At 43.9% G+C, this 13,387-nt stretch carries 15 protein-coding genes and 1 pseudogene; 7 read left to right on the top strand and 9 right to left on the bottom strand.

Features of this window, described 5'->3' with window-relative positions; all coding sequences use genetic code 11:
* Positions 1-19: 19 nt before the first annotated feature.
* Positions 20-178, bottom strand: a pseudogene (locus tag AK965_RS14990) (ATP:cob(I)alamin adenosyltransferase); the annotation flags it as partial.
* A 218-nt stretch (positions 179-396) separates the two neighbouring features.
* A complete protein-coding gene (locus AK965_RS14995) occupies positions 397-858 on the bottom strand; it encodes a TetR/AcrR family transcriptional regulator (RefSeq protein WP_099080366.1) in 462 nt (153 codons plus the stop codon).
* Positions 859-1,380: 522 nt separating this feature from the next.
* Here AK965_RS14995 and AK965_RS15000 point away from each other — a divergent pair.
* On the top strand, positions 1,381-1,680 hold the full coding sequence (locus AK965_RS15000; protein WP_099080367.1) for a YfcZ/YiiS family protein: 300 nt from the start codon (positions 1,381-1,383) through the stop codon (positions 1,678-1,680).
* A gap of 53 nt (positions 1,681-1,733) precedes the next feature.
* On the opposite strand, the gene AK965_RS15005 is transcribed toward AK965_RS15000, so the two are convergent.
* A complete protein-coding gene (locus tag AK965_RS15005) occupies positions 1,734-2,006 on the bottom strand; it encodes a YnjH family protein (RefSeq protein WP_099080368.1) in 273 nt (90 codons plus the stop codon).
* 148 nt (positions 2,007-2,154) lie between these two features.
* On the opposite strand from AK965_RS15005, the gene AK965_RS15010 reads away from it, so the two are divergent.
* Positions 2,155-2,754: a hypothetical protein gene (locus AK965_RS15010; RefSeq protein WP_099080445.1), complete on the top strand. Its 600-nt coding sequence runs from the start codon at positions 2,155-2,157 to the stop codon at positions 2,752-2,754.
* Positions 2,755-2,855: 101 nt separating this feature from the next.
* Here AK965_RS15010 and AK965_RS15015 read toward each other — a convergent pair whose 3' ends face one another.
* Entirely contained in the window at positions 2,856-3,962 is a 1,107-nt protein-coding gene (locus AK965_RS15015; RefSeq protein WP_099080369.1) for a 1-acyl-sn-glycerol-3-phosphate acyltransferase, read from the bottom strand.
* A gap of 197 nt (positions 3,963-4,159) precedes the next feature.
* On the opposite strand from AK965_RS15015, the gene AK965_RS15025 reads away from it, so the two are divergent.
* On the top strand, positions 4,160-4,768 hold the full coding sequence (locus tag AK965_RS15025; RefSeq protein WP_099080371.1) for an AraC family transcriptional regulator: 609 nt from the start codon (positions 4,160-4,162) through the stop codon (positions 4,766-4,768).
* A 75-nt stretch (positions 4,769-4,843) separates the two neighbouring features.
* Here AK965_RS15025 and AK965_RS15030 read toward each other — a convergent pair whose 3' ends face one another.
* Positions 4,844-5,326 (bottom strand): hypothetical protein, encoded by a 483-nt coding sequence (locus AK965_RS15030; protein WP_099080372.1) that lies wholly within the window; start codon positions 5,324-5,326, stop codon positions 4,844-4,846.
* A gap of 14 nt (positions 5,327-5,340) precedes the next feature.
* Positions 5,341-5,874, bottom strand: a complete 534-nt coding sequence (locus tag AK965_RS15035) for a nicotinate-nicotinamide nucleotide adenylyltransferase (RefSeq protein ID WP_099080373.1) — start codon at positions 5,872-5,874, stop codon at positions 5,341-5,343.
* A gap of 209 nt (positions 5,875-6,083) precedes the next feature.
* Between AK965_RS15035 and nadE the strand changes: the two genes are divergently transcribed.
* Complete coding sequence (gene nadE, locus AK965_RS15040) at positions 6,084-6,914, top strand: ammonia-dependent NAD(+) synthetase (RefSeq protein WP_099080374.1); 831 nt, start codon at positions 6,084-6,086, stop codon at positions 6,912-6,914.
* Positions 6,915-6,998: 84 nt separating this feature from the next.
* Here the strand turns inward: nadE and AK965_RS15045 are convergent, their stop codons facing one another.
* The gene (locus AK965_RS15045; RefSeq protein ID WP_099080375.1) at positions 6,999-8,816 is read right to left on the bottom strand and encodes a hybrid-cluster NAD(P)-dependent oxidoreductase; all 1,818 of its coding nucleotides are present in this window, start codon (positions 8,814-8,816) and stop codon (positions 6,999-7,001) included.
* Between the two features lie 242 nt (positions 8,817-9,058).
* On the opposite strand from AK965_RS15045, the gene AK965_RS15050 reads away from it, so the two are divergent.
* On the top strand, positions 9,059-9,223 hold the full coding sequence (locus AK965_RS15050) for a YqaE/Pmp3 family membrane protein (RefSeq protein ID WP_099080376.1): 165 nt from the start codon (positions 9,059-9,061) through the stop codon (positions 9,221-9,223).
* Between the two features lie 143 nt (positions 9,224-9,366).
* A complete protein-coding gene (gene pyrC / locus AK965_RS15055; RefSeq protein WP_099080377.1) occupies positions 9,367-10,395 on the top strand; it encodes a dihydroorotase in 1,029 nt (342 codons plus the stop codon).
* A gap of 111 nt (positions 10,396-10,506) precedes the next feature.
* On the opposite strand, the gene AK965_RS15060 is transcribed toward pyrC, so the two are convergent.
* Positions 10,507-11,412 (bottom strand): DUF808 domain-containing protein, encoded by a 906-nt coding sequence (locus AK965_RS15060; protein WP_099080378.1) that lies wholly within the window; start codon positions 11,410-11,412, stop codon positions 10,507-10,509.
* A 191-nt stretch (positions 11,413-11,603) separates the two neighbouring features.
* Here AK965_RS15060 and AK965_RS15065 point away from each other — a divergent pair, with 191 nt between their 5' ends.
* Positions 11,604-12,521 (top strand): M14 family metallocarboxypeptidase, encoded by a 918-nt coding sequence (locus tag AK965_RS15065; RefSeq protein WP_099080379.1) that lies wholly within the window; start codon positions 11,604-11,606, stop codon positions 12,519-12,521.
* Here AK965_RS15065 and AK965_RS15070 read toward each other — a convergent pair.
* Positions 12,516-13,304 carry a helix-turn-helix domain-containing protein gene (locus AK965_RS15070; RefSeq protein WP_099080380.1) on the bottom strand — a complete coding sequence of 263 codons (789 nt, stop codon included), beginning with the start codon at positions 13,302-13,304 and terminating at the stop codon, positions 12,516-12,518. The genes AK965_RS15065 and AK965_RS15070 overlap by 6 nt on opposite strands.
* Between the last annotated feature and the right edge of the window lie 83 nt (positions 13,305-13,387).

The following is a 13,387-nucleotide window of genomic DNA, read 5'->3' on the forward strand; positions in this document are numbered from 1 at the left end:
ACACGTTAGGCTGTAATCAAGTCAGGATATTGCGACTAAAATCATCCAACTCCATCGTTAGTACTAACCCAATGCGGCTGCATAGCTCATCAGCAGCAATTTCAAAGTCACACACTGGGCTGGCTTCATAAATGAATGGGTAGCAAATCTCGGCTAGTTCCTTACTTATGGGTCTCATGCTTTTGTTCCAAGATCAAAAGAAATCCGTATATACCCGAGTGACTTAACTTCCCTCCACATTCATTATTTCGCGTTACACCTAATGATTACAACTATTTTGTGGCCATGTTGGAGGAGGACAAATCAAGGACATTATCACCTGATACACCCGAAAGGTTTTAACGAAAAGAAAAAAGAAGCCCCGCATCGTTGCGGGGTTGGTCTATGGTGTTTGAGTTACTTGCTCATTTGAATCAATGATCGGCCAAGCAACCACTCAATTTCTCTCGCGCTGCCGTCTCCAAATTGACTTTCTGCCATTTTGTACAAACGGTCTATACCATTAGCAGCAAACTCATGAGCATTTTCTGAAGTAACAATATGATGGAATAATAGGCGTAAGATCGCCAAAAATTCTGAATCATCAAGAGCCTTAATCCAGCTCTGAGAAAACACCTCTAAGCCTTTATCAAACTCCAAATGATCGACGAACATTTTAAAGATACGACCATCGAGTGCCGCGGTAAAATCCGTTTTCTTAGGGAAATGGTGGCTAATACCCGTACGTGATACCCCCGTCTGCTGACTCAACGTTGTGTAAGACATTTTGTCGTAACCAAGTCTTAAAAGTTGATCAACAACGGCATCCATAATCTTCTGAATAGTAATTTCGGTATCTTCTTTACTACGCTTTGGCATATTCTAAGCTCTTCTCTTCATAAATCCATCTAACTCACTTTTCGATGAAGCTAGAATGAAAATCACCCTTAACAGTATCTACTTCGCGCCCCTAATCTTATATTAGGAACCAACATACCCCATTTGCACTGTATTCCAGTGCGAACCATAGTAATAGGACTATCACTATATGTGACTAAAAACATGGTAAAAATTCATTCCATCAGAACTTTACACCAAATCATTCATCAAAACTATGTTAAGATTAAGAGTGATAATTGTATAAAAACAATCAATCGGAAATAGTCTTATAAATTGAATTCCAGTTCAACCAATCAAACGAAAATCTCTCTAATATGTTGGTTAATTGCTTTTAAACATTGACAGGCATCACACTATTTTCCTATAAGCATCGAAACCTAGCCTATTACTTTTGATTAACAACATAACATGCTGTTCTATTTTTGTCCAAAAACGTTCATTTTTGTAGATACAGATCAAATACCTGATAGAATACCCACAGTATTTACATGAGGATTTGTTATGAGTATCGAATTAGAACAAAATCAAGTATGTGAAGCTTGTGGTTGTGCTGGCGAGATGGGCTTTATCATCAAAGAAGGCGACGATGTTGCTGACGTAACGATTTTCGCAGAGTCAAAAGCAACATTGGAAGCAGAGTTAGAAAAATACGTTGAATTGGCTAAATCAGTATGTGCAGATGTTGAATACAACACATCTGAACTGACTGAAGAATCAAAAGAGCTAACCGCTCGATTCAAGTTTGAAGTCAGCGCTGAAAAGCTAATCTTTGAACTAAAGACTCGCTCTCTAATGCGCTAGTCATGGATAAAAGCGAGCACTCGCTCGCTTTTTTAACTTCGGTGAGTACCGCCTCACGGTTGTTTCTTAAGTATGACCCACTTAAGTGCACCATTGGATTCAAAATCATTGGCCTCCGCACAAACCAAAAGTACATTGTCGACTTTAAGCATCGCCCCCTCGGTATAAGCTTTATCATCATAGTGACAAATACGCTGTCCGACCTTGCCATCCGCTGCGATGAAGGCTCCCAGCTCTGGTGTACTATAAGACTTTGCCACCACTGCATCAGAAACCGACAACGACGCCAAGCTCATGATCATTATTAAAATCGATTTCAAATTCATGCATATCTCCTCAAATAGATTTAAGCATACTAGCAGGTAGATCTTTTATGTTCTTGGCAGCATCTCATACTATTGGTAAGTCAGGCTCTAGATGCGCAAGTTGCTTTACGCTATGCTTTTCATGTTTTTAAATTTAGAAGTGTCGACGATGCGTGTTGTCCCATTATTATTAACATTAATGGCTGTCAGTGGTTCACCTACCGCCTATGAACTCGACTACTATTCCAAATTTGGTCATACCGATAACTATGGCAACCTTGACCTGAGGAATAAACCCTATCGTCAGTTGCCCGATGGCTTAGCGGTGAAGGGTAACTTGAATATCTCACAAACCCCCATCACTAAGTTACCTAAAGCGCTAGATGTCAGTGGTAATTTAGAAGCGAAGCATAGTGCATTGAAAACCATCAGCCCCGGCACAAAGATAAAAGGTTATGCCGATTTATTGGGCAGTAAAATTGAGCGTTGGCCTATAGGGATTAAACTGGGTGGGTACTTAAATTTAACAGATACTCCCCTAAAAAGTCTCCCTGCAAGGCTACGAGTGAAAGGAGACTTGAGTGTCATTCGTACACCATTAACGGCATTACCAGAAGGGTTAATCGTGGATGGAAACCTCTATATTGGTGGTTCTTCACTTACTCAATTTCCAGATATGATGACCGTTAAAGGGAATATCTTTTTAGGTGGAAACAAAATATCAAAATGGCCTCGCAACCTAACACTAGGTGGCGCTGTCGCGCCGTAGTAAAGAATTAAGGTGAGAAACGAGTATAGAATCAACAGATAAACCCTATTTAGACTTCGCCTCTCACTGCTTCACTGCCACGGATCTTAGTTCCGCGTTGACTATTCCTGATTGTTTACCGGATTCGCATAGCTCGCAACCAAATAGGTTTGCGCGCCAGTCGGTAATTTCTCTAACTTCTCAGCCAGTTGAGCTCTCACAGAGTCGGTAATGCTCTCATCTTCACGCCCTGCGGCTAGCAGATTGATTGGGAACACACGGTAGTTGTGATGGATTTGACGATCGATTTCTGCCGCCAATGCATCTGGCGTTTCAAACTCTTGGTCAATGACATCCCCAAAAGAAACGTGCACTTTACCTTTGTAGCCTATGATTCCTTGGATGATGCTCTCAATGTCTTCAAATTCGCCTTTTTCATAGCGACCATTCTCTGCTTTCTCATACAACTCTTTAGCCTTGGCGATATCACAAGGATCGTTTTGGTACGAGATAGAAACAGGAACAATTTTCAAAGAACGCGTATACTCACCAAAGCTAATTTTATGTTTTCGGCCTTCCACATGAAACATTTTGAGAATCGCTGGATCGGTAAAGTCGTTCCCATCTTTCGCGCGGCCTTCTTTTTGAGCAATCCAAATTGAGTTCCCTGTATCCAGAGAGTGTTTGATGTAGCTAGAGAGTTGCCCTAGGGCCTTCATCATCTCTCGTGGCGCTCTTGCCGAACGTTTGACGATGAAACTTTTATTCAGTTTCATCAGTTCAGTCGCACATGGCTTCTTAAGTAAGTTATCACCAATAGCAATACGTACCGTTCGGTGATCATTTTGGTGTAAACCATAGTTAACAAGCGCTGGGTCCATCGCAATATCACGGTGGTTAGAAATAAAGAGGTAAGACGTATTTTTGTCTAACTTATCTAAGCCAGAAAAGGTCACGCCATCCGTTGTCGCATCTAAGGTATCTCGAAGATATTTCTTTACTTCTAACTGAATGGCCTCCACCGACTTCAGTTTACTCCACTTCGCTTTTAAGTAGATGCGGATAACTGGGCTCATCAATGCTTTAAACCAACCAGCTTTATTCGCAAAGCGGTGCTTTAAAATTGCACTGATGAATTCATCGTCTTGGATCAGACGGTCTAGCGCCGCTGGAATCTCTTCGTCATTGTATGGACGAATTTCAATATAGGGATCGGTATTGGTTGTCATTATTTATTTCATTTCATTTCAAAAAAAGCTGGCACATTCTACGCATTGTTTTGCCACGCCGCAGCAGTTCAACCCATACTTTTAACATGGTCATACCAGTCGTATTACAATTTAACTTGTCAAAAAAATCTGTTACCCGGTTGGCATTCAAATGCTTTAGCGGTACTCTTAGCGGCCCAAAAACTCTGGTATTCATAATGAACTACGCAATTGAATTTCACGACGCTCACTTCCCTTTTCTGCATGTAACAGCACGTAAAAATGCGCTCAAACACAGTTTGCTATCTGTTGTAGAAGGTTTGGCGATCATAAAATTGGGTAGGCAGGAGTATGCCATCGAACCGGGTCAATATTTTTGGATTCCACAGGGATGTTTGAGCTCCCTCACTTTTTTACCTAACACTCGTGTCAATCGCTGTGATTTCTCTGTCCGCTTGAAAGACTCATTCGCACACCAAGCGGGTTTTGTAACGCCTTCGGTATTATTGAAAGCCCTCGCGGAAAAACTCTCCACTACGAAAGAACGTAGTACATATCAACTTGATTTATTGACCGTTGTTAAACATGAGGCGCTTACCCTAAAACCTAGCTTGAACACCTCCCCTCTAACCACTTCCATTAATCAGTGGAAGCCAGGGAGTGAGGAGCGCATTTCAAGAGAGTTGTGCCTAGTGTTAACACTTCGTGAAGCTAGAAAAATGAAACTATCTGGCTTAAAGCAAGCAGATATTGTCGAGCAATTATTTGCGGGCAATGAAGAAGAATATGAGCAGTTATGCTACTTGGTGTTTGGAGAAGTACTCTAGGTTTTACCGTTCATTGTCGAACAGAATTACAAAAAGGGCGTACATAATGTGAGCCCTTCAATCAGTTAACGTGGGTTAGAACGGCACTTCGATTTGCATCATCCAGTCCGCGTCGTAATACTCGTGCCAGCGATAATCAAAACGCATCCGTGGTTCGCCATCATTTTTATCACCAAAACCAACACTAAACATCAAGCCATGGCTGCGTAGCCATTCCTCTGTGGTCATTTTATTTTCATCGCCTTGCAACTCTTCTGGCATCCAGACACCTAAACCAAAGTAATTGTTTTTATGGTTTTTCGTGAGTAATGGCGTATCTAGCGATTTAATCGCCCACTCATCCCAATAGTTATCAGTTAGCTCATCCGTCACTTTTATCTCTTCATACCAACTGAGCGTATCGACACTGAGCACACCAACGCTATCAAAAACGTCTTCGCAAACAGGCATGGTGTTATTCACAAAAACAACCGACCGATCAGACAAATAGTTACAAGCAGAACTCGCCTGTGTGGCCACAAGCAGCGCGCATGCACTAAATACCACCATTCTGACCATGAGAATCTGACCTCTTAGTTACCAGATAATGTTTCTTTATATAAGCCTTCGCTTAGCAATAATTCACTGACTGTTGGGGTCGTATATGCACTGATATCTTTGCCCTGCAACAATGCATTACGAATGTCCGTACTTCTGATTTTTATCTTTTCTGGACACGCCATAACAGACCAACGCCCCATAATCTCTTCTGCTTTATAAAATTTAGCAAAATTGAAGAAATTATCAGGACCGATAACAAAAGTTATATCGGCTTGCTCATGAGTTTCTTGAATTTTTTCTAATAACGAAAATGTCGTCACACGTTGCCCAGGCTGGTACAAAGTTTGCTCTAAATCTGATCGTTGAACATTAGAAAGCCCCATGTCCTCAATAAAAGCATCGACCAGTTTGCACCGTATTGGGTAATCCAACATATTTTTGCCCCAAGCGTGTGCAATACTGGGCTCTAGCAACACAAGATCAAAGTGGCTCAGTGACTCGATTACGCTCTTGTGTCCTAAGCTAGGCGGGTTAAATGCGCTGCCAAAAACGGCGATTTTTTTCATATCCGGTGATTACCTGGTTGAAGGGTGTTTTCTAATTCGATGAATTCGGTATGATACTACAAATCTTTAAAGCTTTTGACACCAAAGCGACGTTTATGAACATCAATTGAATGGTTTTGCGCCATTTGTGAACGATAAACGCCTGCCGTTGTAAAATCTATTAAAATGGATTTTGGTGTCTGACATATTTGCAGGAAAAGGAACCTTAAATGGAACAGTCCATCCGCGATGAAATGCGTGTATTGCCATCAATTGACCCGCATTTCGAAATTGAGCGCCGTGTCGCTTTTATTAAGCGTAAGCTTCAAGAAGCCGGTTGTAAGTCACTTGTGCTTGGCATCAGTGGTGGTGTTGACTCAACAACGTGTGGCCGCCTAGCACAAATTGCTGTTGACCAGTTGAATGAAGAATCAGGCCACCAACACTATCAGTTTATTGCTGTTCGACTGCCTTACGGTGAGCAGAAGGATGAAGATGAAGCGCAACTGGCGCTCTCTTTCATCCAACCAACACACTCTGTATCCGTTAACATCAAAGAAGGCGTTGATGGTCTCCACGCGGCGTCTCATGTTGCACTTGAGGGAACGGGGCTTTTGCCTACAGATGCAGCAAAAATAGATTTTGTAAAAGGTAACGTTAAAGCACGTGCTCGCATGATCGCGCAATATGAAATCGCTGGTTATGTTGGCGGTTTGGTCATTGGTACCGATCACTCCGCAGAGAACATTACTGGCTTTTACACCAAATTTGGTGACGGTGCCTGTGATATGGCTCCTCTATTTGGTCTAAACAAACGTCAAGTTCGTGAAGTTGCAGCAACGCTAGGTGCACCTGAATTACTGGTGAAAAAAGTCCCAACAGCGGACCTAGAAGAACTTGCTCCGCAAAAAGCAGATGAAGATGCTCTAAGCCTGACTTACGAGCAGATTGATGACTTTCTTGAGGGGGAACCAGTATCACAAGAAGTCAGCGATCGTTTGGTTTCTATCTACAAGGCAACCCAGCACAAACGTCAACCGATTCCTACGATCTATGACTAAATAGTGCTACTACGAATAACCGCTTCGTACCGCTCAGGTAAAAACGCCGCATACCCTATGCGGCGTTTTATTAGTTAATAGGCGCTAGCCTGTCACTATGACGTCCGTTTCTGGAATCGCGCAACAAGCTAGAACCGTCCCCATTGCACGCTCTTCATCGGTGAGTGCAGGAACGTCAGGATGATCAACTTTACCTGACTCCAACTGCACCTTACAAGCACCGCATAAACCCGCTCGGCAGCTATTTGAAACACGCTTGCCTGCATTTTCAATCTGTTCCAGTAACGTTTGTTGATTGTTGCCCAACAGTTTAAAACCATTAAATTCAATCCCTACCCTCTTTTCCGGTCTCGCAGCCATTGCCGCAATACCGAAGGCTTCCTGATGGTAGTTGTCTTCTGGTAACCCTTTCTTCAACAGCAGATTCTTCGCCTTTTGCATAAAGCCATCCGGGCCACATACAAACACTTGCCTCTGTTCAACGTCTTTGATGAGTTTGATATGAGAAAGGCTTAAGCGACCTTTTAGACCAAACCAATCAATCGTTGGTTGGGTCAAACTGATTTTCAAATCTAATCCTGGATGCTGACGTTTAAGCGCCTCCAATTCCGCTTTGCAAGGAATATCCATCTCGCTTCGACATTGATGATAGAACACAACATCATCTAACTGATTTTGATCGGCTAAATAACGCAACATCGAAAGCATTGGCGTCACACCGCTCCCAGCAGAAAGCAATAATAATGGTTGGGCTTGATGTTCTTTCAAGTGAAATTGGCCATCGGGTGTTCCTGTTTCTAGGACATCCCCAACTTGCAAGTTGTCCAATAATGCATTGGAGACTCGGCCTCCTGCAATTCGCTTGACGGAAATGGCATATCGACCCTGCCTTGATGGGCTAGAAGAAAGCGTGTAACGACGCCCCACTTTCTTGCCGTCTATTTCCACATCAATTGGAAGATGTTGGCCTGGTAGATATGGGGGCAGTAAGCCTTTGCTTGGTTCTAGCCAAAAAGTCACGAAGTCGCGGGCGATCGCTTCACGTTCAACACAAGTAAGCGACATTCGTTTCGGTGAGTTGTCTGGATAGTACTCCGGTTCTTTGTATTCCAATACTTCGACTTTGTCGCCTTGACGGATAATGCCCTCATTGCGTGCAACCAGATTTTGTCCGAAGAAGACACCCCCACGCTCATTGGCACGAAATTCTTGCAATGTTCTTAGTGGCTCTTTACTCTCACGAAATGTACCGCGTTGTGTGTTTACGGTCGTTAGGATGCAGCGCTCACAAGGCTTAACTGTTTCAAATTCCACTTCACCAATTCGAATGCGTTTCCATGAATCTTCTTCAAATGGCTTTGTGCCGGCAACGACAAGATTGGTGCGGAACTGTTCCATCGAGTGCTGTTCTGAGCTTCTGCGATTCAGCTCCTCTAGTGACGCTTCACTGATCACCAATACTGGGTAACCATCTGCAAAGCTGACATTATGACCCAGCTTTTCTCGTACTCGATTCGATTGCTCTCCGGTAAACAACAACTCGACACGCAGTCCCAATACCTTGCTAAACCAGTCATCGGCTTCATCCGTTGTGGTAAAAGCCGTAAACGTATCCTTCCAAACCGTGGCTGGGGTTTCCTGCATTTTGAAATCTTGATAACGAATTTTTAGCGGTTTCGCCTCAAGGCTGGTGAATACCACACCATCTGGCAACAAGGCAGACTTAATGGTCACCATTTGTGGGTGCTTCCTTGCAGTGACCATCGCCCCGTCAGCTTTCGCAATCATAAAACGACGGTCAAAACTCAACCCTTGCTTTTCTACCCACGCAGACGAAAGCAAGACGCCACCAACGGATTTTACTGGAAATACATTTATTTGAGACAACACAGACTGAGACACGACCCTATTCCTACCGATTCGTTAATGATTAAACTATTCTATCTCCATCGGCTCTTTGACCCAAGTGCCGATAAAAGAGCCACACCAATCAGCTAGGTTTTAGAAAAACCACCTGTGATGAACAATGTTCCATGATTTTGCAGGCTTCTAACTAAACAGGGATTGCCAAATTGTGTCATTGCTTATGCAATCTCGTCAGTTTTTTTTGACGCCACCATTGTCACTTATCCTGAGTTTAAACCATGGATACAAATAAACTCATTCTGATATTGCTGTGTATCTTTCTTCCACCCGTTGCAGTTTTTATGGAGAAGGGCTTAAGTAAGGACTTTATCATCAACCTCGTTTTGACGTTTTTCTTCTTCCTACCGGGTACAATTCACGCACGTTGGTTAACGATGAAATAACCCCGCAGAAAGAAAAGTGAAAAATGGGATGAAATGGATGTGCATTTCCTCTATCATCCTGTCGCCTAAGCGCAAGCGTTTGCTCTTGAGGTAAATGCAGCGTTTAGGCTCCAATCACATATTTTCACTGGTGGGAGCCATTAATGACAACACTGACTATTACTCGTCCTGACGACTGGCACGTTCACTTACGCGATGGTGAAGTTCTAAAAGACACCGTTCGCGATATTAGCCGTTATAACGGCCGTGCGCTGATCATGCCAAATACCGTCCCACCTGTTACCAATACCGAAATGGCGCTCGCCTACCGTGATCGAATTCTTACTGAACCACACGGTGACCAATTCGAACCACTTATGGCACTTTATCTGACTGACAACACCTCACCTGACGAAATACGCAAAGCCAAAGCAACGGGCAAAATCGTCGCCGCAAAGCTTTACCCTGCAGGTGCAACCACCAACTCAGATTCAGGTGTCACTGACGCGAAGAACATTTACCACGTTCTAGAAACGATGGAAGAAGTCGGTATGCTTCTATTGGTGCACGGTGAAGTCACCCACAATCACGTAGATATCTTCGACCGTGAGAAGGAATTCCTTGATACCGTTCTTGCTCCAATCGTTAATGACTTCCCTAACCTAAAGATCGTTCTTGAGCACATCACAACGGCAGATGCCGCAAACTTCGTCACCAACGCATCTGATAACGTTGCGGCAACCATTACCGCTCACCACCTACTATTCAACCGTAACCACATGCTTGTAGGCGGTATTAAGCCTCACTTCTACTGCCTGCCAATTCTTAAGCGCAATACCCACCAACAAGCGCTTATTGCAGCTGCAACTAGCGGCAGCAAGAAATTCTTCCTGGGAACGGACTCTGCGCCACATGCGAAAGGGGCAAAAGAGTCAGCTTGTGGCTGTGCGGGCTCATACACTGCACACGCAGCACTAGAGCTATATGCTGAAGTGTTCGACAAAGAAGGTAAGCTAGAGAACCTAGAAGCCTTCGCAAGCTTTAACGGCCCTGATTTCTACGGCATCGCACGTAACACTGATACCGTCACTCTTGAAAAAACCTCTTGGGATGTGCCAGAAACGATGCCATTTGGTAACGACATCGTTGTTCCTATTCGTGCCAACGACAAGATTGAGTGGGAAGTGAAATAATCACGCCTCCAAAATGAAAAAAGGGTCATCTGCCACACCTAGTTGGGAAGGGCATGACCCTTTTCTTTGGGCCTTTTCATACTCACTGCCTCTAAATAACCAGAACTCAGATTACTCACCGCGTACTTTTTCTACGACTGTCCAAACCGCAACAACAGCAAGGCCTGCAACAACACCGACAAGACCGTTTAGTAGCGTCGGTACAATCGCTGTCGCAATGGTGTGACCTCGGAAATCCATAATGATGGGTTCTATCAGATGGTGAACAGCAGGCACATTGTGTACCACAATACCACCACCGACTAAGAACATTGCGGCGGTACCGACTATCCCCAAAAACCTCATCAGTTTTGGTGCAAAACTAACCAGCACGCTGCCAATCTTGGCTTTGACTCCTTTACCTTTCGATGTGCGCTCAAGATAGAAGCCCAGATCATCGAGTTTCACGATGCCAGCCACCAGCCCATACACACCGATTGTCATCAGCAATGCAATTAAGCTTACGACTAAAATTTGAGTCAGCATGCTGGCGCCCGTCACAGTGCCAAGTGCGATAACAATAATCTCAGCTGAAAGAATGAAATCGGTACGAATCGCTCCCGCGACCTTTCTCTTCTCATATTCTTCGACCGACTCGTCAGAATCGACTTCGTCTTGTTTTTCTTCATGTTTATGTGCATGTGGGAAAAGCTTTTCTAGAATTTTCTCTGCCCCTTCAAAACAGAGAAATAAGCCCCCCAGCAAGAGTAAAGGCATGATTAACCAAGGTATAAAAGCGCTAATTAGTAACGCTGCAGGGACGAGGATAAGTTTATTTCTAAATGATCCTTTAGCCACCGCCCAAACCACCGGAATTTCTCGCTCAGCGGCAACGCCTGATACCTGCTGAGCATTTAATGCTAAATCATCACCCAATACACCTGCGGTCTTCTTTGCCGCGACTTTAGACATTAAGGCGACATCATCCAATACAGTCGCTATGTCATCCAACAACGTGAGTAAACTCGCTCCAGCCATTTTCTTATCTCTTTTATAGAATTGAATTAGTAACCTACATTCAGGTTAAGTAACAAAATGCAACACTACAGAAAGCTCAACAAAGTAATGATTTTGCAAACAATGGTGTGACAAATTGTGTTTTCTATTGCCGTCAGATTCAGAGAATACTAGTCTTGTCTTACCTTCAAGCACATAAAAGAAAAGTATAGATGAAAAGCGGATACACTGACCCAATCGGTACCCAAGGTGAACCTTGGGGTGAAGCGGAACGCAAAGCATGGTTTGAACAACGTGACGTAAAACGCAGCTATCAAGAAGAAGTGGTGTCTAAGATTAATGCGCTTCGTGATCGTTTCGAGGTGGAGCAATATGGCGCGCTTTCTTACGACGAATCACGCTTCCCACTGTTTTGCATCAAAACCCGTAACTGGGATGCAAACAAACCGGTTGTTTTAGTAACAGGTGGGGTTCATGGCTACGAAACGAGCGGTGTGCATGGCGCACTGAAGTTTGTTGATACTCAAGCCGAACGTTACGCTGAGCACTTCAATATTGTCGTTGCTCCTTGTGTTAGCCCTTGGGGTTACGAAGTCATCAACCGTTGGAACCCAAATGCGATTGATCCAAACCGCTCTTTCTATGCTGATAGTCCTGCAGAAGAATCGGCAAACTTAATTAAGTTGGTTGCAACGTTAGGCGATGTGTTGATGCACATTGACCTTCATGAAACGACGGATTCTGACGAAACCGAATTTCGTCCTGCACTCGCTGCTCGCGATGGCATTGAGTACGTAGAGGGTATGATCCCGGACGGTTTCTACACAGTAGGTGACACAGAAAACCCGCAACCAGAGTTTCAAAAAGCCATTATTGAATCGGTAGCCAAAGTCACGCACATCGCCCCAGCCGATGATAAAGGCGAAATCATCGGTTCAACGGTGGTTCAATTTGGCGTGATTAATTACCCAATGCTAAAGCTAGGTCTGTGTGGTGGCGTGACCAACTGTACTTACGGCACCACAACGGAAGTTTACCCAGACAGCCCGAAAGTAACGGATGAAGAGTGTAATGACGCTCAAGTCGCAGCGGTTGTGGGTGGTCTGGACTACGTACTCACTCAGCTATAACAAGCGATTTTTATACTGCTCCGGTGTAATGCCGGAGTATTTTTTGAACATGGTAATAAATGGGCTTGCTTGGTTGTAACCCAATGTTAGTGCCACTTCTTTTACTGTCTGTCCTTTACGTAACAACTCCATCGAGTGCAAATAGCGCACTCTTAATCGCCACTCAGTAAAACTCATCCCCAGTTCACTCTGACAGTGACGCGCCAACGTTCGTTCTGTGGTGTGGACCTTCTCTGCCCATTCTCCCAAACTAATCTCATCCGTCGGTGCTTCTTCTACTGCTTTTAAAATCGGCTCAAGGTACTTGTTGTCAGTAGTCGGCAAGAAATGGTGCTCGACTTCTTGTTTAGCTAGCTGATCGAGTAACACCTGAACTAAGCGCTTATCCTCATCGGTTTTTGCCACGTTGATATCGCGTTGGCGAAAATCTTCTACTATCGCAGAAACAATAGGAGTGACCTTAATCAGACTGGTTTTCTCTGGGAAATACTGGGTAAGTTCTGGCGCAATATTTAAAGAACAATATTCCAATGGCTTACGATTGTAACTGGTGTGTCGGATTCCGGCTGGTACCCAAATCGCAAGGTGTGGAGGTGCAAGAAAGCGGGTATCTTCGGCATCCATCTCCAAAATGCCGCCACTGATCAACTGTACTTGGCCCCATGCATGGCTATGAACTCGCGTTTCAGTGTTCGACAAAAACGCCTCAAAATTCATAAATACATCTGATGGTGCAGCGTCGATTAATAATGAAGGATGAAGATTTCTCATACTCTTTTTCAAATTTGTCTTCCTGTCGCTTACAATGTCTCTACAGAGATACTTTTCATTATAAAGACCTGTCAGACTAGCGCTATCTAATATTA

Origin of the sequence: Vibrio sp. PID17_43, from assembly GCF_002608565.1 — a bacterium.
Classification (GTDB): Bacteria; Pseudomonadota; Gammaproteobacteria; order Enterobacterales; family Vibrionaceae; genus Vibrio.